Origin of the sequence: Massilia sp. PWRC2, from assembly GCF_049896725.1 — a bacterium.
Lineage (GTDB): Bacteria > Pseudomonadota > Gammaproteobacteria > Burkholderiales > Burkholderiaceae_D > JAFCUW01.
Genome location: NZ_JAFCUW010000001.1, coordinates 58,378 through 74,372, shown reverse-complemented (window position 1 = coordinate 74,372; position 15,995 = coordinate 58,378). Strand labels below are relative to the sequence as shown.

The window sequence follows — 15,995 nt, the reverse complement described above, 5'->3', positions numbered from 1 at the left end:
GGCGACGGGCAAAGCGCAAATGGTTCTGGGGTGCTGGTCGGGAACATCGGGTCACACTTTCCGGGGCGGCTAAACGGGTCAGCCTGGGAGCCTGGGTGCCTGGCGGGTAGCCGGGCGGCGCACTGCGGGTGAATTACGCGCGGGCAGCTAGTAGCGTCGCTAGCGATAGCACGCCAGCGAGCGGTAGGGAAGTGGACAGGTGCGGAGTCGGGGACATGACCTGAATGTACGGCAAGGGGGCGCCGATTGTCAAGCAGTCTGTTGACAGGCGGGCGCTGCCGGGGTGAGGTGTGGCGTGACGGCGGCAGCCATCGCGGTAAGTTAAGATGCATTGATCGAGGCGGTAAAAATGAACACGCTAAACGAACACGCATGTTGAAAGGATTCGATGCACCATAACCTGAGCCTCATCACCACCATCGCTGCCGCCCTCGGTTTTGGCCTGCTGTTTGGCATGCTCGCGCTCAAATTGCGCCTGCCCGCCCTGGTCGGCTATCTGGCCGCCGGCGTGCTGATCGGCCCGGCCACGCCCGGTTTTGTTGCCGATGTCGACCTCGCCAGCCAGCTGTCAGAAATCGGCGTGATGTTGCTGATGTTTGGCGTCGGCCTGCATTTTTCCATCAAGGATTTGATGGAAGTGAAAAAAGTGGCGCTGCCGGGGGCGGTGCTGCAAATCGTCGTCGCCACCGCCATGGGAGCGGGACTGGCGCACTGGTGGGGCTGGAGTTTTGGCGCCGGCCTGGTGTTCGGCCTGGCGCTGTCGGTGGCCAGCACGGTGGTGCTGCTGCGCGCGCTGGAAGACAAGGGCATCCTCGATTCGCTCAACGGCCGCATTGCGGTCGGCTGGCTGGTGGTGGAAGACCTGGTGACGGTGCTGATGCTGGTGCTGCTGCCGGCGCTGGCGGGCATCCTCGGCGGCGACGGCGGCGACAGCAGCAAACCGCTGTGGCAAACCATCGGCCTGACCCTGCTGCAGGTGGGGGCGTTTATCGCCTTCATGCTGATCGTCGGACGCAAGCTGTTTCCGTGGCTGCTGTGGCGGGTGGCCAAGACGGGCTCGCGCGAAATGTTTACCCTGTGCGTGATTGCGGCAGCGGTCGGCATCGCCTATGGCTCTTCGGCGATTTTCGGCGTGTCGTTCGCGCTGGGCGCCTTCTTTGCCGGCATGGTGCTGCGCGAATCGGACTTGAGCCACCGCGCCGCCCAGGAATCGCTGCCCCTGCGCGACGCCTTCTCCGTGCTGTTTTTTGTCTCGGTGGGCATGCTGTTCGATCCGCGCGTGCTGGTCGACATGCCGCTGCAGCTGCTGGCAGTGATCGTCGTCGTCATTTTTGGTAAATCGCTGGCGGCGGGCCTGTTGGTCGTGGCGCTGCGCTATCCGCTCAATACGGCGCTGACGGTGTCGGCCAGCCTGGCGCAGATCGGCGAGTTTTCCTTTATCTTGGCCGGGGTGGGCATGCAGCTCAAGCTGCTGCCGGTCGAAGGACAGAGCCTGATCCTGGCCGGCGCCATTATTTCGATTGCCGTCAATCCGCTCTTGTTTGCCGCCGTCGAGCCGCTGCAAAAATGGATACGCACCAAGTCGGCGCTGGCGCGCAAGATGGAGCGAAGCGATGATCCGCTGGCCGGCCTGCCGGAGACCACCGACCACACCAAGCTGTCGGGCCAGGTGGTGCTGGTCGGTTACGGCCGCGTCGGCAAGCGCATTGCCGCCGAACTGAGTGCTGCGGGCGTGCATTTCGTGGTGGCCGAACAGAACCGCGAACTGGTGGAAGAATTGCGTTGCAAGGGCATCGCGGCGGTCGCCGGCGACGCCGGCGAAGCGGCGGTGCTGATCCAGGCCCACATCGCGCGCGCGTCGATGCTGGTGGTGGCCACGCCCGACACCTCGCGCGTGCGCGCCATGCTGGAGACGGCGCGCGCGCTCAATCCGCAGATCGGCACGGTGCTGCGCTCGCACAGCCAGTCGGAAACCGAACTGCTGCGCAAGGAGCAGGCGGGCAAGGTGTTTTTTGGCGAACACGTGCTGGCCGATAGCATGGCCAGTTTCGTGCTCGAACAGTTACAGCCGGCAGCGGCCGGCCACGCGGCCGGCCGGTCGAAGTAAATTAATCGAAGTAATTTAGTCGAAGTAATTTAGTCGAAGTAATTCAGGCCGAGTGCGGCCTTGACTTCGGACAGCGTCTGCGCCGCCGTCTCGCGTGCCTTGTAGGTGCCCCGCTTGAGTACAGCCAGCATTTCGCCGCGGTCGGCCGCCAGGCGCTGGCGTTCGGCGCGGATCGGCGCGATCACTTCCTGCAGGCGCTCGTTGAGCATTTTCTTGAGCACGCTGTCACCGAGCCCGCCGCGGCGGTAGTGGGCTTTGAGTTCGTCGACCATGGCGGTGTCGGGCTCGAACGCGTCGAGGAAAGAAAACACCACGTTGCCCTCGACCTGGCCGGGATCGTCCACGCGCAGGTGATTGGGGTCGGTGTACATCATCTTGATGGCCTTGGAAATCTCGTCGGCGGAGGCGCCCAGGGCGATCGAGTTGCCCAGCGATTTGCTCATCTTGGCCTTGCCGTCGGTGCCGGGCAGGCGCGTCACGCTCGAGAGCACCGCTTTCGCTTCGACCAGCACCTCTTGGCCAACGGTGGCGTTAAATTTGCGCACCAGCTCATTGGTTTGCTCGATCATCGGCAGCTGGTCGTCGCCTACCGGCACCAGTGTCGCCTTGAATGCGGTGATGTCAGCTGCCTGGCTGACCGGGTAGACCAGGAAGCCCGCCGGGATATCGCGCTCAAAACCGCGCAGCACGATTTCCTGCTTGATGGTGGGATTGCGTTCGAGGCGCGCCACCGTCACCAGGTTCATCAGGTACTGGGTCAGTTCGGCCAGTTCGATCACCTGCGACTGGATGAAGATGGTCGATTTGGCCGGATCGATGCCGGCGGCCAGGTAGTCGAGCGCCACTTCGATGACATTGTCGGTCACCTTCTGGTGCTTGCCGACGTTGTCGGTCATGGCCTGGGCATCGGCCAGCAGCAGGAACTGGCGGTGGCTGTGCTGCAGCTCGACGCGGGTGCGCAGTGAACCGAGATAGTGACCGAGGTGCAGGGGGCCGGTGGTGCGGTCACCGGTGAGGATGACGGGCGGATGGGCGGTGGTGACCGTGGTCAGGCTGGTGTCGGACATCGTAACTCCTGTGGAGTGATGGCGCCGGCGCTGCGCGGATCCCGCTGTTGCAGGATGCCGCCAGGTCCGGCGGCATCACGGGTTTAATCGTGCGTGTTAAAACGGGCCGCCAGGGTCAGGCGCGCCACCAATACGGATTCGATTGTGCGTTTTTCATGGCGGCCAGTATAGCATGCAGACGGGGCAGGTCGATCAGGCCACCGTTACCGTAGGCGTGCCGCTGACCATGCTGCCGATCACTGCCGCCTCGCCGAAGCCTTCGCGGCGGAACAGGTCGAGCACGGCGTCGACGCTGGCGGGCGCCACCGCCACCAGCAGGCCGCCGGAGGTTTGCGGGTCGGTCAGCAGGGCTTGCTGGGCTGGCTTGACGCTGGCCGCCAGGGTGACATCGCTGCCGTACGCATCCCAGTTGCGCCCCGAGGCACCGGTAAAATAGCCGTCATGGGCCAGTTGCTCGACGCCCGGCAGCAGGGGAATATCGGCCATGGTCAGCTGCGCCGTCAGTGTGGCGCCGCGCGCCAGTTCGAGCAGGTGGCCGAGCAGGCCAAAGCCGGTGACGTCGGTCAGCGCGTGCACATCATCCATCTCGGCCAGCGCCTTGCCCGGTTTGTTGAGCTTGGTGGTGTTGTCTATCATGGCGCGGTAGCCGTCGTCGCCCAGCACGCCTTTTTTGAGGGCCGCCGACAGCACGCCCACGCCCAGTGGTTTGCTCAGGATGAGCACGTCGCCATCTTTGGCGCCGGCATTGCGCTTGACCTTCGACGGGTGCACCAGGCCCAGCACCACCAGACCGTAGATCGGTTCGACCGAGTCGATGGTGTGGCCGCCGGCGATCGGAATGCCCGCTTCGGCGCACATCGATTCGCCCCCCTTGATGATCAGGCCGATGGTTTCCAGCGGCAGCTTATCGATGGGCATGCCCACCAGCGCCAGCGCCATGATGGGGGTGCCGCCCATGGCATAGACGTCGGAGATGGCATTGGTGGCGGCGATGCGGCCAAAGTCGAAGGGATCGTCGACGATGGGCATGAAGAAATCGGTGGTGGCGATCAGCGCCTGCTCGTCATTGAGCTTGTAGACGGCGGCGTCGTCGGCCGTCTCGATGCCGACCATCAGTTCTTTGGGGATGGCAAAGCCGCTCGAGTGTTTCAGGATTTCGGACAGCACGCCGGGCGCAATTTTGCAGCCGCAGCCGCCGCCGTGCGAAAACGACGTCAGCTTGATGGGCGCGGCAGTGGTGACGATGGGTGCAGTAGGGGAGGTCATGGTGCTTCCTGTGGCTGGAGGGGGGCTTGCGCCGGATCGCACAGATTATCCACTAATTGCAACAGCGCCGCTTGCTCGGCAGCCGGCGTGAACAGGGCGGCGCGGACGGCGCACTGGGCCAGCAGGCGGGCGTAGAACGGCGCGTCCGTCAGGCAGCGGTCGATCAGCGCGGCCAGCGCGACGGCGTCGCCGGCTGCAAAGTAGGCGCCGTAATCGTCGCCCAGCATGCCGCGGTTGCCGCTGATGTCGCTGGCGATCACCGGCACGCCGCAGGTGACCGCTTCGATGATGACGTTGGCGCCGCCCTCCATGGTCGAGGCGATCACCATCGCCGCGCTGTGGCGCAGCAGCTCGCGCGCCTGCGCATGCGGCAGGTTACCGCGCCAGCGGTAGCGCGGGTTGGCGCGCGCGGTGGCGGCGGCCTGCTGGCCCAGCGCGGCGTCGAGGGCGCCGCCGAGGTGCAGCAGGCGCACGCCGGGCGCCTTGACCAGGGCGGCGGCGGCCATGAAGGTGGCCGGGTCTTTTTCGGCGCGCAGGTGGCCGATCATGATAATTTGCGGTGCGCTGGCCACGCCCGTCATTGGTGGCGGCCGTGTCAGCGTCGGCGCCGACTGGAAGATCACCCGCGCGCGCGCGCGCATCGGCGCCGGCAGCAGCGCCAGTCCGGCCGGCTGCAGCAGCACCAGCTGCGTGGCGTAGGCCAGCGAAGCCTGGGCACTGGCATCGACGGCGATATCGCGATACAGGTCGGTGCCGGTCAACACCAGCGCGGCGGGGCGGCTTGGATAGGCGCTGCAAAACGCTGCCAGTGGCGCTGCTGCACGCCGGGCGTGCAGGGCAATGAGCAGGTCGGGCGCGCCGTCGGCGTCGCTCCATTGCTGCACGATGTCGACCTGGTGGCGCGTGCCCAGCATGGCTGCCCAGCGGCTGGCGGTCTGCCAGTTGCCATTGTTGTGGGCGCTGGTGGCGGGGCTGACGATGGTGATGCGTTTGGCTGCCATTCGGGTTCCATAAAAATCGCTACAATCTGCCCATGAATCCCTCCACCGACACCACCACTTCCCTGCGCCGCGCCAATCCGCAGCAGCTGGCCGAAGCCTTGCAGGCTGCGCGAAATTATACGCTGACCCTGTTCGATGCCTACGCCGCTGAAGGACTCGACGTGCTCGCGCGCGTGCCGCACTTGCAGATCATCAACCCGCCCCTGTGGGAACTGGGTCATATCGCCTGGTTCGCCGAGTGGTTCATCTTGCGCGACGCCTTGTCAACCCATCCGGCGGCGGCGCAGCGGCCGTCGCTGCTGTCGCAGGGCGACGACTGGTTCGACTCGAACCTGGTGCCGCACCGCGCCCGCTGGACGCTCGACCTGCCGGCCGCCGGCGCCCTGAAAACTTATTGTCGCGAAGTACTCGACCGCGTGCTCGACAAACTGCTGCGCGAAGCCGACACGGACGCCGCCCTCTACCCCTATCGGCTGGCGCTGGCCCACGAAGACATGCACGGCGAAGCGCTGCTGTTTACCATGCAGACGCTGGGGGTGGCGCCGCCTGCCCACATCGCTACCGATACGCCCGCTGCCAGCCGCGCGGGCGATATCGGCTATCCCGGTGGCAGCATGGTGCTGGGCAAAGGTGCGGGCAAGGGCTTCAGCTTCGACAACGAGCAGCCACCGATGGCCTGTTATGTGGCGCCGTTTCGTATCGATGCAGCCCTGGTAACGAACGCCCAGTACATGGATTTCGTCGACGATGGCGGCTATCAGCATGGCCAGTTCTGGAGCGCTGCGGGCAGCGCCTGGCTGATGGGGCAGGAGCGCTCGTCGCCACGCTACTGGCAGCGCGATGGCGCCGCTGGCCAGTGGCGCAGCGTGCGCTTCGGCCGCCCGGCCACGCTGGCGCTCGGTGAACCGGTGCGCCATGTGAACCTGTATGAGGCGCAAGCGTACTGCGCCTGGGCCGGGCGCCGCCTGCCGCTCGAAGCCGAATGGGAATACGCCGCGACGTCGGCCATGGTCGGCCTGCGCTGGGGCAGCCTGTGGGAGTGGACCGCCTCGCCGTTCGAGCCGTACCCGGGTTTTATGCCGGACCGCTACGGCGAATACTCGGCGCCGTGGTTTAGCAGTCACCAGGTGCTGCGCGGCGCCTCGGTGGCCACACCGGCGCGCCTGCGCGACCCGCGCTTTCGCAATTTTTACCAGCCGCAGCGCGATGATTTGCTGGTTGGATTTCGCACTTGTGCAGTTTGACGCCGTTTGACCAATTGTTACTCAGGCCATTCGCTAATTCGATAGACGCCCGCAAAAGACGTCGATACAATCGACCCGGCACCTTTCCGAAATAATAACTACATTGGGAGACAATGGCATGGAAAAGGGTTTGATTGTATTAATGGTATTGATTTTGTGGGGGCCAGCCGTGTTGTATCTGGCCTATCGCTTCATCAAGATGTTCAATTCGCCCGATGGCGAACGGCTGGCGCGGCGCACTGTGCAGGGGCCGTTCGTGCCACTGAGCCGCGACGACATTGCCGATGACGAAGCACGTCAGCAGCCTGCCCGTCGGCCCCCGCAGGCGCAGCAAAATTAATAACTAGCTGTAACAAGTTGCACCGTGGCTACGCCGGCGAAAACAGCAGGGCGTAGCCGATTCCCGTTGCCAGCAGCAGAAATGGCACGGCGTACAGATGAAACAGCGTCCACGCGCGGCCATCCTTGAGCATGCGCAGTGCGATCAGGTTGGCCAGCGATCCCAGCGCCGAACCGAAGCCTCCCACGCTGACCGCGTAGCTGAGCACCTTCCAGTCGTTTGTATAGGCCGCCAGCGCAATGGCAGCCGGCACATTGCTGATCAATTGCGACGCACCGATGGCGGCGACATACAGCCGCCCCGGTTCACCCAGACCGAGCTGGGCGATTGCCGCCTGTACCGCGGGCAAGCCGGCGAGCAGCCGCAGGTCGACAAACATCAACATAAAGACCAGCAGCAAGCCCCAGTCGAGTTGCGCCAGCACGGCGGGCCGCAGCAGCGCCAGGATCGCCAGTACTGCCAGCAGCGCCCAGCCGGCCTGGTGCAGGTCGGCGGCCAGCAACAAGGGCACGTACAGGGCCAGTGCCACCCACAGCAGGCGGTGCTCGAGCTTGACGTGCGGGGCGCCCGCGCTGATTGTCAGCGGGCGCGGCTTGAACGTCAGTGCCGTCAGTGCCAGCAGGGCCAGCGTGAGCAGGGCGGCCAGCGGCAGCATATGCCACACGAACTGGCCGAACGACACCCGGGATAACTGCCACAGAAACAGGTTTTGTGGATTGCCGATGGGCGTCAGGGCGGAGCCGGCATTGGCGGCCAGCGCCTCGAACACCACCAGGCGCGCTGGCGGCATTGCCGTCAGGCGGCACACGCCCAATGTGAGCGGGACGATGACGAACAGGGCGACGTCGTTGGTCAGCACGGTCGACAGCAGCGCGCAGGCCAGCACCAGCAGCAGCGCGGCGCGCCGCTCGGTGGCCATGGCGCCGACCAGGCGCTGGCCCAGCCAGCTGAGCGCGCCACTCAATTCGAGGCCCTTGGTCAGCGCCAGCAAACCGGTGAGCACCGCCATGGTGGGCCAGTCGACCAGCGCCGGGTAACTCGCCAGCGGCGCGCTGCCCCAGATGGCCAGCGCAGCGAGCACCAGTAACAGCAATTGCAGCAGGCGGTCAGCGCACAGGGCGTGCCACAGCGTGCCGAGAAGCGTAGTGGAAGGCAGATGCGCGGTGGTGGAGGTTGCTGGAACGGGGGGCATGGTGGGCGCAAATGCTGGATCAGGGCGCTACTGTGCCAGTTGTTGCGCGATTGTGCACGCGCGAGCGTGTTTGTGTCGGCCCAAGACCGGCGGCGGCGTCTTCGCTACGCTGGACGCTTGATCCTTGCCGGAGCGACTGCCATGCGCCTGTTATTTCCCGTAATGCTGCTGTGTTCGTGTATTAGCGCCAGCGCTTGGGCACGGCAGGGGCCTGGTGGCGACCTGCACAACGCCACCCTGCGCGCCTGGAATCTGGCGAGCGAGGCCAACCGTTTCGCCACTGCCAGCGATCTGGTCGAGCGCATCTTGAACTTGCATGATCCGATCGCCCTGCGTCCGAAAGCGCGCCAGGTACAGACCTGCATCAGTCGGGTTGCCATCGATTTTCAGCAGGGTGGCCAGGCGGTGGCCGATACCGCTGTTGCATGCATGGCGGAATTGGGCATGCTGGCCCGTTAAGCGCCGCCCATTTCCGTTACCATGTCGTTTTATTATTTACCGTAGCCGCTACCATGACAATTTTTGCCGCCCCCATTTTTGATGCCACCGTGATTTTTCAGGACCAGGAACTGTTCAAAGGGCAGGGCGCTGCCAGCCTGTGGGCGGAAAAGCTGTCCAAAGAACTGGAAATACCCATCACGGTCGAAAAAATCGGCACCGGCTGGGCCCTGTGCGGCCGCCAGGATGGCGCCGATTGCACCTGGGGCATCATGGGGCAACGGCTCAAGGCATTCAAACGGACCTGAGCGGCGCCTGTCCAGGTGGCTGCTATTTCTCGGAATTTTCCTAGTTTGGTGTGCCAGCCCACTTACCGGGCGCGGTGAATACGGCATGCTGGCGGCAGCTGGCAGTGCGCCGCCCCATGGCGCGCGCTGCTGTTTTTTTAGTCGCCGCAGGGCACCCACAGCGAGATCACCATGCCAAGTTTTACCACCCCCAAGGCCCTGGCCAGCGGCCGAATCGAGCGCGAAGTCGAGCGCGAGCGGCAAGAACATGCGATCAACCAGGAGGCAAAAAATTACCTCGGTGACGATGATCAGCGGATGAAAGATGCGCGCGAGACGGTGTTTTCGTCGACCGTCAAGCGCTTCAAGTAATCCGTGCCAAATGCTGTTGGCGGACGGGTAAGCAAGTAGGGGACAGGCACCGACGGTGCCTGTCCCCTACTTGCTTAAAAAACGGCTACCGCGGTAGCCGTTTTGCATGTCACTGGGCCAACAGTTTTATTTGGGCGCTTTACCCGTAAAGTCGGGACACCGGTTGAACTTCATTCTCGCGCGCGACTCCAAGTTACTCGACCATTGATCAGGGGAGTGACATGGACCGCGCCGCGTTCGAACGATTGTTGCATCGCCTGCGAGCATTGCACCTGCACGAGCGCGAGGAAGTGTGCCTGGAGATGGCCCACTCGATTTTCGGCGAACGCACCTGCGCCCTGATCGAGCAGGCCGGCCAGGACCGCCTACAGTGTCCGCGCTGCCAGAACACCAGGCTGTATCGCGACGGCAGCGCCAATGGCTTGCAACGCTATCGCTGCCGCCAATGCAGGCGCAGCTTTAATAGTTTGACCGGCACCCCGCTGGCGCGCCTGCGCCATAAAGATCGCTGGCTCAGTTATTTTGATTGTTTGCGCGATCCGGCGTGTACCGTGCAGCGGGCGGCCGATAAAGTGGGCGTGCATGCAAACACCAGTTTGAGGTGGCGCCACCGCTTTCTCGACTGGGTGAAATTTGACCGGCCGCGCAGCCTGCAGGGCATCGTCGAAGTTGACGAGACGTTTTTATTCGAGTCGCAAAAGGGCGCGAAGCAGTTAACACGACCTGCGCGCCGGCGCGGCGCTGCTGCCAGCCGGCGCGGCATTTCGGCCGAACAGCTCAATATCGTGGTGGCGCGCGACCGCGCCGGCAATACCATTGATTTTATCGGCGGCCGTGGCGCCTTAAAGGCAGCCAGTCTGCAGCGCCATTTGCTGCCAACACTGCAGAGCGATGCCCTGCTGGTCAGCGACGGCAATCCGGTCTACCGCCGGTTTACCCGTGACGCCGGCATTGCCCACCGCGCCGTCAATCTCAAACGAAAAATCCGCGTCGATGGCACTATTCATGTGCAAAACGTCAATGGTTATCACAGCCGTTTCAAGGGCTGGCTAAGCCATTTCAATGGCGTCGCCACCCGCTATCTGGCCAATTACCTGGGGTGGCGCTGGGCCATTGACGGCAACCGCATCAACGGCGCTGAAAGCTTCCTCAGAGCGGCGCTGGGGGTTTTCCGGTAACGGGTAAAGCGCCTTTATTTGTAAAACGCTTCGACCTTGCCTTTTAATTTGAGCAGCATGGGCTTGCCCTTGCGGTCAAGCGTCTTGCCGGCGGTGACTTTGATCCAGCCTTCGCTCAGGCAATATTCATCGACATCGCTGCGTTCCTTGTCGTTGAAACGGATGCCAATGTCGTGCTCGAACACTTTGGCGTCGTGGAAAGGGCTGCTCGGATCGATGGAGAGCCGGTCAGGCAAGGGGGGCAGGGTGGAGGTATCGTTCATGGGTGCGTATTATCCATCAAGTGGGCGGGACGAACAACGGCGCCTTCGGCCACGGGCAAAAAGAAAGGCTGCCGGGGCAGCCTTTCTTTACAGAGATCGGTGGTGCGCACGGCGCACCAGACGATTAGCGGTCGCCGTAAGCGCGGCGGGCACCGTCAGCGGCACGCGGGGCCGAACCCTTGTAGCCGCCGCCTTCACCGCTGCGCGGTGCATTTGGCTTGCTGAACGTGCGCTGACCTGGCTTGGCCGCTGCCGAGCGGTTGTCGCCCGGTTTCCAGCTGCCTGGGCGAGCGGCCGAGCGCGGTGCCGAGGCGCTGCGCTTTGGCTCGAAGCCTTCGATGGCGCTGACCGGGATCAGCTGCTTGGTGAAGCGTTCGATGCGCTTGACGTTCATGCCTTCGGCGTGATTGACCAGCGAAATCGCCTGGCCGTTACGACCAGCGCGACCGGTACGGCCGATGCGGTGGACGTAGTCTTCCGGGAACTTCGGCAAATCGTAGTTGAACACGTGGGTGATGTTCGGCACATCGATACCGCGCGCAGCGACGTCGGTGGCAACGAGCACCTTGACCTGGCCGCGGCGCAGGCTGTCGAGGGTGCGGTTACGCGCGCCCTGGTGCATGTCACCGTGCAGCGCAGCAGCGGAAAAGCCGGCGATGTTCAGGCGGTCAGCGATGGTGTCGGCGTCGCGCTTGGTGGCGGTGAACACCACAGCCTGGTCAAGCGTGTCGTCGCGCAGCAGGTGGTCGAGCAGGCGATTCTTGTGCGACAGATCGTCGACAAAGTGGACGCGCTGAGTGATGTTGTCATGACGCGACTGCGAGCTGGTGATTTGCACGACCATCGGATCGGTGGTGATGCGGCGCGCCATATTGCCGACCATACCGTCGAGGGTGGCCGAAAACAGCATGGTTTGACGACCAGCCGGGGTGGCGGCGATGATTTTTTCGATGTCGTCGATGAAACCCATGTCAAGCATGCGGTCGGCTTCGTCGAGCACCAGGATTTCAAGCTGCGAGAAATCGATCTTGCCCGATTCCATGTGGTCGATCAGACGACCTGGGGTGGCGACGATGATTTCAGGATTGCGCGCCAGCAGTTGCATCTGCTTTGGATAAGGCATGCCGCCGAGGATGGAGACGGCCTTGATGCGGCGAATCTGGGTGCCGTATTTTTCCGTTGCGGCGGTCACTTGCAGGGCCAGTTCGCGGGTCGGGGTCAGCACCAGCATTTTTGGCTGGGCTGCCTTGAAACGGGGACGCTCGCCACGGGCGCGCGCCGATTGCGCTTCCTGGGCAGCGGTTTTGGCGGCTGGCGATTGCTCGGCAACGGCGAATTTGTGCAGGGCTGGCAGCATGAACGCGGCGGTCTTGCCCGAACCGGTTTGCGACGACACCAGCAGGTCACGGCCAGCGATGGCAGCAGGAACAGCTTGTTCCTGGACGGGGGTAGGCACCGTGTAACCGGCTTCGGTGACTGCTTGAACGATGGACGCGTGGAGGCCTAATGCTTCAAAACTCATTGTTTTCTTTTCTTTCGATATATATCAGCGCCCGAGCTCATGCTCGGGGCGCAACATAGCAACGCCAACCAACAAACGAAATGACTCAGAAATGAAAGAAATTTCGGCACAAAAGCTTTGCGCCGGGACGGTGTCAGGTGCGACACACAAGGCGGGAGGGCTTTATTGAGGGCAATTCAGTGATTTGCCCTGGCTTGCGAAGCTGCTAAGGGTAGTGCTTGGCGCTGCAGTGACGCTGGCCCTGAAGGCAAACGCACGATTTATCGCAGAGCACACCCAATACTATACAGTAGTTTGACTGAGTATGCACGACTAGATGCACGCAAATAGCATCAAATGGCGTTTCAATGGCTGGAGGCGGCGCGCTGCCGCCTTCACGATGCACACTGGGCTTGTCAACCGTCGCTGTTGCGGGCCTGCTTGTCAGCCTTGCCACTGACGCGGCTCTTGATGACGGCGACCGCTTCGGCAGCGCGTGCCTTGAGTTTTTGCGTGCGCGTCAGCGGATGGCTGGCAGCACGCCGGTTGCTGCGTTCTGCTTCGAAGGACACCACCGCATTGTCGACCACCTGGTCGGCAATGTCGCCGTTGGCCGAGGTCGACAGCTTGGGCACCAGGATGGTCGATCCCGCCTTCAACTGGCTCGATGGGGGGATATTGTTGGCCTGGCGCAGCACTTCCGGGGTGGTGCGAAAGCGCGAAGCCAGGCTGCTGATGCTTTCACGGGCGCCGGAAATCTTGTGCGTGGTCCAACTCGACAGGGCCTGACCCCAGTTGGCCAGGTTGGCGCTGAACTTTTCGGCGTTTTCTTTTGGCAGCAGGATCTTGGTTTGTTCATTGCCGGTAATGACAGGGCGGTTGAACTGCGGATTAAGCGCCTTGAATTCTTCGATCGACATTTCGGCCAGCTGGGCGGCAACGGTCAAATCGATGTCGCTGGTCTTGTCGACCGCAGTGAAATACGCTTCATTGCTGATCGGCGGCAGGCTGACGTTGTACTGGGCTGGATTGGCGATGATGTTTTTCACCGCCTGCAACTTCGGCACATAGTTGCGCGTTTCGGCCGGCATCAGCTCGGCCAGGCTTTCGAAGTCAGTGGGCTTGCCCAGCGACTGGTTTTTCTTGATCGCTTTTTGAACGTTGCCTTCGCCCCAGTTGTAAGCCGCCAGCGCCAGTTGCCAGTCGCCAAACATACCATACAGTTTTTGCAGATAGCTCAAGGCGGCATCGGTCGATGCCAGGACGCCGCGGCGCTCATCCTTGAACAGGTTTTGCTTGAGGTTGAAATCTTTGCCCGTGCCCGGTACAAATTGCCACATGCCGGCCGCGTTGGCGCTCGACAGCGCTTGTGGATTAAAGGCTGACTCGATGATGGGCAGCAGCGCCAGTTCGGTCGGCATGCCGCGCTTTTCCAGTTCGGTGACGACGTGGAACAGGTAGCGCGACGCCCGTGCCGAAGTGCGGGCGATGTAATCGGGACGGCTGGCGTACCAGTTGACATGCTTGGCAACGAGTTCGTTATTGATGTCGGGAATGGCGTAGCCGGTGCGAATGCGGCCCCACAGATCGGCTTCCTTGAAATCGTCGACCTTGAAGGCGGCCGCAGCCGCCGGCGGCAGACGGCTCGCCCCTGCGGTCACCGCTGGCAGTGAAGCGATGGCGAGGTCATTGGCCTGCGACACGGCAGGGCAGAGGACCAGCAGCAGCGCGGCCAGCGAAACGATATTACGGGTAAATGTTTGCATGTGCTTCCATTGTGGCGTCCGCTACCCTGGACTGACGATGAATAAGTGCCGAGTGTACGGACCACTTCTCCGCTGAGTCAAGCGTTTGTACCGTTCAGTTACCAAATACTTTGACAAGGTCAAGGCCCTGGTAAAACACCCTTGAATATCAGGGGTGCAGGGAGTATGACGGCGACCATGCCATTTCGCCATCTTAAAATACATTTGATTAATTACATACCCGGGGGGGTATAGGTGAAACGGCAGAGCGACTGTGGTTGATGTTCAGCCCCGCCGGATCCACAGCAGCCATGCCAGCGCAGGCGCGCCGGAACAATACCACTGTCGTGTTAGTCAACCGGCTGACCTTGAGCCGCAGCATCCTGGCCGGCGCCGATCTGCGCGCTGAACTGGGGCTGCTTGGCGCCTGACCCGCTAGCGTCGATCGGCCGCCGGCACGCCCCGCGCCGACCTGCCGTACAATTTGCCTTTGCGCGGGCGCCGCGCCTGCTTCTTCTGAAAGTGTTCCATGAGCAAAACCAACCCCCATCTCGATGACGACCACATCATTGCCGCCGTCGAACGCTGGGTCGAGCGCGCCGTGATTGGACTCAATCTTTGTCCGTTTGCCAAGGCCGTGCAGGTCAAGCGGCAGATCCGCTATGTGGTGTCGAACGCCACCACACCGGAAGCCTTGCTGGAACAGCTGATGAATGAATTGCAATCGTTGGCGGACACCGATGCGGAGCAGGTCGACACCACCTTGCTGATCCACCCGTGGATCCTCACCGATTTCCTCGACTTCAACGAGTTTCTCGATGTGGCCGATGCGGCCATCGAAGACTTGCAGCTCGACGGTGAGTTGCAGATCGCCAGCTTTCATCCGGATTATCAGTTTGCCGATACCGATGTCAACGATATCGAAAATTACACCAACCGTTCACCGTACCCGGTGTTGCAGCTGCTGCGCGAAGAAAGCATCGACCGTGCCGTCGAAGCGTTTCCTGAGGCCGAAGCGATTTTCGAAAAAAATATCGAGACGATGGAAAAGCTGGGCCACGATGGCTGGGATAAACTTGGTGTGGGAGCCATACAGTGATGGCCGCACCAGCGCAGCCGCAGGCCGACGCAGCAGCGTTGCCCGAGCGTCCCGACACGCCGTGCGTGGCGGTTTGCTCGACCACCTTCGATGACGTTTGCCGCGGCTGTGGCCGGACGGTGGCCGAAGTGGCGCACTGGGTGTCGATGAACGGCGCCGACAAGGAACTGGTGTGGCAGCGCATCCTCGCGCAGGGCTATCCGCGCCGCAATAAATAAGGTCGTCAGCGCTGACACGACAGCGCCGCCGCTGGCGACACTGTCATGACCACGGCTTAAAAACTGCCGACAAAATCCTTCTTGCCAATCTCGACGCCATTGTGGCGCAAGATGTTGTAGGCAGTGGTGGCATGGAAATAGAACTGTGGCAGGGCGTAATGGACCAGGTAAGTCTGGCCTTTCCACTGCTTGGCCTTGTCGCCGCTGCCGGTGGTGATGTCGCGCGCGGCCGACGCTTCGATGCCGTCCTGCGGCACGCTGGCGATGAAGGCCAGGGTCTTGGCGATGCGTTCCTGCAGGTCTGCAAAACTCGTTTCCGTGTCGTCATACTTGGGAACCTCGACACCGCCCAGGCGCGCCGCGGCGCCCTTGGCGAAATCGCAGGCGATCTGCACCTGGCGGGCGAACGGGAACATATCGGGGAACAGGCGTGCCTGCAACAGGGCGTCGGCGTCGATTTTTTTCTCGGTGGCGTGCGCTTGCGCCTTGTCGATGATGGCCGACAGGCTGCCAAGAATCTGCTTGAACACGGGCGTCGACGCGTTATACATGGAAAATGACATGGGATCCTCTGAACTTTCATTAAATAAAGTGCGGCGATCATAGCAAGGGCCGCACGTTTCTGCTTGCCCGGCTCCTGAGACTGTGTCGTCAATCTGCTGCGAGCTTAATGTTTT

Annotated in this window: 18 protein-coding genes; 10 read left to right on the top strand and 8 right to left on the bottom strand. The window is 62.5% G+C overall.

Going from position 1 to position 15,995, the window contains the following annotated elements:
* The first annotated feature begins 388 nt into the window (after window positions 1-388).
* A complete protein-coding gene (gene ybaL / locus ACP7BZ_RS00345) occupies window positions 389-2,107 on the top strand; it encodes a YbaL family putative K(+) efflux transporter (protein WP_426109655.1) in 1,719 nt (572 codons plus the stop codon).
* Between the two features lie 29 nt (window positions 2,108-2,136).
* Here ybaL and trpS read toward each other — a convergent pair whose 3' ends face one another.
* The 3 genes from trpS to senB form a co-directional block, all read right to left on the bottom strand.
* Window positions 2,137-3,174 carry a tryptophan--tRNA ligase gene (trpS, locus tag ACP7BZ_RS00340; RefSeq protein ID WP_426109654.1) on the bottom strand — a complete coding sequence of 346 codons (1,038 nt, stop codon included), beginning with the start codon at window positions 3,172-3,174 and terminating at the stop codon, window positions 2,137-2,139.
* Window positions 3,175-3,366: 192 nt separating this feature from the next.
* Window positions 3,367-4,440: a selenide, water dikinase SelD gene (gene selD, locus ACP7BZ_RS00335; protein WP_426109653.1), complete on the bottom strand. Its 1,074-nt coding sequence runs from the start codon at window positions 4,438-4,440 to the stop codon at window positions 3,367-3,369.
* On the bottom strand, window positions 4,437-5,441 hold the full coding sequence (gene senB, locus ACP7BZ_RS00330) for a selenoneine biosynthesis selenosugar synthase SenB (protein ID WP_426109652.1): 1,005 nt from the start codon (window positions 5,439-5,441) through the stop codon (window positions 4,437-4,439). Before senB ends, selD begins: the two co-directional genes overlap by 4 nt.
* A gap of 32 nt (window positions 5,442-5,473) precedes the next feature.
* Here senB and senA point away from each other — a divergent pair, with 32 nt between their 5' ends.
* A complete protein-coding gene (senA, locus tag ACP7BZ_RS00325) occupies window positions 5,474-6,685 on the top strand; it encodes a selenoneine synthase SenA (protein ID WP_426109651.1) in 1,212 nt (403 codons plus the stop codon).
* Between the two features lie 118 nt (window positions 6,686-6,803).
* Entirely contained in the window at window positions 6,804-7,025 is a 222-nt protein-coding gene (locus tag ACP7BZ_RS00320; RefSeq protein WP_426109650.1) for a hypothetical protein, read from the top strand.
* Window positions 7,026-7,053: 28 nt separating this feature from the next.
* Here ACP7BZ_RS00320 and ACP7BZ_RS00315 read toward each other — a convergent pair whose 3' ends face one another.
* Entirely contained in the window at window positions 7,054-8,217 is a 1,164-nt protein-coding gene (locus ACP7BZ_RS00315; RefSeq protein ID WP_426109649.1) for an SLC13 family permease, read from the bottom strand.
* Window positions 8,218-8,358: 141 nt separating this feature from the next.
* Here ACP7BZ_RS00315 and ACP7BZ_RS00310 point away from each other — a divergent pair, with 141 nt between their 5' ends.
* The 4 genes from ACP7BZ_RS00310 to ACP7BZ_RS00295 all read left to right on the top strand — a co-directional run bounded on the left by ACP7BZ_RS00310 (window position 8,359) and on the right by ACP7BZ_RS00295 (window position 10,492).
* The gene (locus tag ACP7BZ_RS00310) at window positions 8,359-8,676 is read left to right on the top strand and encodes a hypothetical protein (protein ID WP_426109648.1); all 318 of its coding nucleotides are present in this window, start codon (window positions 8,359-8,361) and stop codon (window positions 8,674-8,676) included.
* 53 nt (window positions 8,677-8,729) lie between these two features.
* Window positions 8,730-8,963 (top strand): hypothetical protein, encoded by a 234-nt coding sequence (locus tag ACP7BZ_RS00305; RefSeq protein ID WP_426109647.1) that lies wholly within the window; start codon window positions 8,730-8,732, stop codon window positions 8,961-8,963.
* A gap of 171 nt (window positions 8,964-9,134) precedes the next feature.
* Entirely contained in the window at window positions 9,135-9,314 is a 180-nt protein-coding gene (locus tag ACP7BZ_RS00300; RefSeq protein ID WP_426109646.1) for a hypothetical protein, read from the top strand.
* Between the two features lie 221 nt (window positions 9,315-9,535).
* The gene (locus ACP7BZ_RS00295; RefSeq protein ID WP_426109645.1) at window positions 9,536-10,492 is read left to right on the top strand and encodes an IS1595 family transposase; all 957 of its coding nucleotides are present in this window, start codon (window positions 9,536-9,538) and stop codon (window positions 10,490-10,492) included.
* 14 nt (window positions 10,493-10,506) lie between these two features.
* Here ACP7BZ_RS00295 and ACP7BZ_RS00290 read toward each other — a convergent pair whose 3' ends face one another.
* The 3 genes from ACP7BZ_RS00290 to ACP7BZ_RS00280 form a co-directional block, all read right to left on the bottom strand.
* On the bottom strand, window positions 10,507-10,755 hold the full coding sequence (locus ACP7BZ_RS00290) for a DUF3297 family protein (RefSeq protein WP_426109644.1): 249 nt from the start codon (window positions 10,753-10,755) through the stop codon (window positions 10,507-10,509).
* 124 nt (window positions 10,756-10,879) lie between these two features.
* Window positions 10,880-12,277 carry a DEAD/DEAH box helicase gene (locus tag ACP7BZ_RS00285; RefSeq protein WP_426109643.1) on the bottom strand — a complete coding sequence of 466 codons (1,398 nt, stop codon included), beginning with the start codon at window positions 12,275-12,277 and terminating at the stop codon, window positions 10,880-10,882.
* Window positions 12,278-12,672: 395 nt separating this feature from the next.
* Window positions 12,673-14,022, bottom strand: a complete 1,350-nt coding sequence (locus ACP7BZ_RS00280) for a transglycosylase SLT domain-containing protein (protein WP_426109642.1) — start codon at window positions 14,020-14,022, stop codon at window positions 12,673-12,675.
* A gap of 260 nt (window positions 14,023-14,282) precedes the next feature.
* Here ACP7BZ_RS00280 and ACP7BZ_RS00275 point away from each other — a divergent pair, with 260 nt between their 5' ends.
* From ACP7BZ_RS00275 to ACP7BZ_RS00265, 3 genes are all read left to right on the top strand, one after another.
* Window positions 14,283-14,432, top strand: coding sequence for a hypothetical protein (locus ACP7BZ_RS00275; protein WP_426109641.1), 150 nt, complete (start codon window positions 14,283-14,285; stop codon window positions 14,430-14,432).
* Between the two features lie 98 nt (window positions 14,433-14,530).
* A complete protein-coding gene (locus ACP7BZ_RS00270) occupies window positions 14,531-15,100 on the top strand; it encodes a DUF1415 domain-containing protein (protein WP_426109640.1) in 570 nt (189 codons plus the stop codon).
* Window positions 15,100-15,318 (top strand): DUF1289 domain-containing protein, encoded by a 219-nt coding sequence (locus ACP7BZ_RS00265; RefSeq protein WP_426110481.1) that lies wholly within the window; start codon window positions 15,100-15,102, stop codon window positions 15,316-15,318. Before ACP7BZ_RS00270 ends, ACP7BZ_RS00265 begins: the two co-directional genes overlap by 1 nt.
* Window positions 15,319-15,374: 56 nt before the next feature.
* Here the strand turns inward: ACP7BZ_RS00265 and ACP7BZ_RS00260 are convergent, their stop codons facing one another.
* Window positions 15,375-15,881: a DUF1993 domain-containing protein gene (locus ACP7BZ_RS00260; RefSeq protein WP_426109639.1), complete on the bottom strand. Its 507-nt coding sequence runs from the start codon at window positions 15,879-15,881 to the stop codon at window positions 15,375-15,377.
* Window positions 15,882-15,995: the final 114 nt, after the last annotated feature.

Excerpts from the sequence above, each read along its gene's own strand:
- selD (WP_426109653.1), bottom strand. The coding sequence starts at position 4,440 with ATGACCTCCCCTACTGCACCCATCGTCACCACTGCCGCGCCCATCAAG.
- ACP7BZ_RS00265 (WP_426110481.1), top strand. The coding sequence starts at position 15,100 with ATGGCCGCACCAGCGCAGCCGCAGGCCGACGCAGCAGCGTTGCCCGAG.
- senA (WP_426109651.1), top strand. The coding sequence starts at position 5,474 with ATGAATCCCTCCACCGACACCACCACTTCCCTGCGCCGCGCCAATCCG.
- ybaL (WP_426109655.1), top strand. The coding sequence starts at position 389 with ATGCACCATAACCTGAGCCTCATCACCACCATCGCTGCCGCCCTCGGT.
- senB (WP_426109652.1), bottom strand. The coding sequence starts at position 5,441 with ATGGCAGCCAAACGCATCACCATCGTCAGCCCCGCCACCAGCGCCCAC.
- ACP7BZ_RS00295 (WP_426109645.1), top strand. The coding sequence starts at position 9,536 with ATGGACCGCGCCGCGTTCGAACGATTGTTGCATCGCCTGCGAGCATTG.
- ACP7BZ_RS00315 (WP_426109649.1), bottom strand. The coding sequence starts at position 8,217 with ATGCCCCCCGTTCCAGCAACCTCCACCACCGCGCATCTGCCTTCCACT.
- ACP7BZ_RS00280 (WP_426109642.1), bottom strand. The coding sequence starts at position 14,022 with ATGCAAACATTTACCCGTAATATCGTTTCGCTGGCCGCGCTGCTGCTG.
- ACP7BZ_RS00275 (WP_426109641.1), top strand. The coding sequence starts at position 14,283 with ATGTTCAGCCCCGCCGGATCCACAGCAGCCATGCCAGCGCAGGCGCGC.
- ACP7BZ_RS00285 (WP_426109643.1), bottom strand. The coding sequence starts at position 12,277 with ATGAGTTTTGAAGCATTAGGCCTCCACGCGTCCATCGTTCAAGCAGTC.
- ACP7BZ_RS00270 (WP_426109640.1), top strand. The coding sequence starts at position 14,531 with ATGAGCAAAACCAACCCCCATCTCGATGACGACCACATCATTGCCGCC.
- trpS (WP_426109654.1), bottom strand. The coding sequence starts at position 3,174 with ATGTCCGACACCAGCCTGACCACGGTCACCACCGCCCATCCGCCCGTC.
- ACP7BZ_RS00260 (WP_426109639.1), bottom strand. The coding sequence starts at position 15,881 with ATGTCATTTTCCATGTATAACGCGTCGACGCCCGTGTTCAAGCAGATT.
- ACP7BZ_RS00300 (WP_426109646.1), top strand. The coding sequence starts at position 9,135 with ATGCCAAGTTTTACCACCCCCAAGGCCCTGGCCAGCGGCCGAATCGAG.
- ACP7BZ_RS00305 (WP_426109647.1), top strand. The coding sequence starts at position 8,730 with ATGACAATTTTTGCCGCCCCCATTTTTGATGCCACCGTGATTTTTCAG.
- ACP7BZ_RS00290 (WP_426109644.1), bottom strand. The coding sequence starts at position 10,755 with ATGAACGATACCTCCACCCTGCCCCCCTTGCCTGACCGGCTCTCCATC.
- ACP7BZ_RS00320 (WP_426109650.1), top strand. The coding sequence starts at position 6,804 with ATGGAAAAGGGTTTGATTGTATTAATGGTATTGATTTTGTGGGGGCCA.
- ACP7BZ_RS00310 (WP_426109648.1), top strand. The coding sequence starts at position 8,359 with ATGCGCCTGTTATTTCCCGTAATGCTGCTGTGTTCGTGTATTAGCGCC.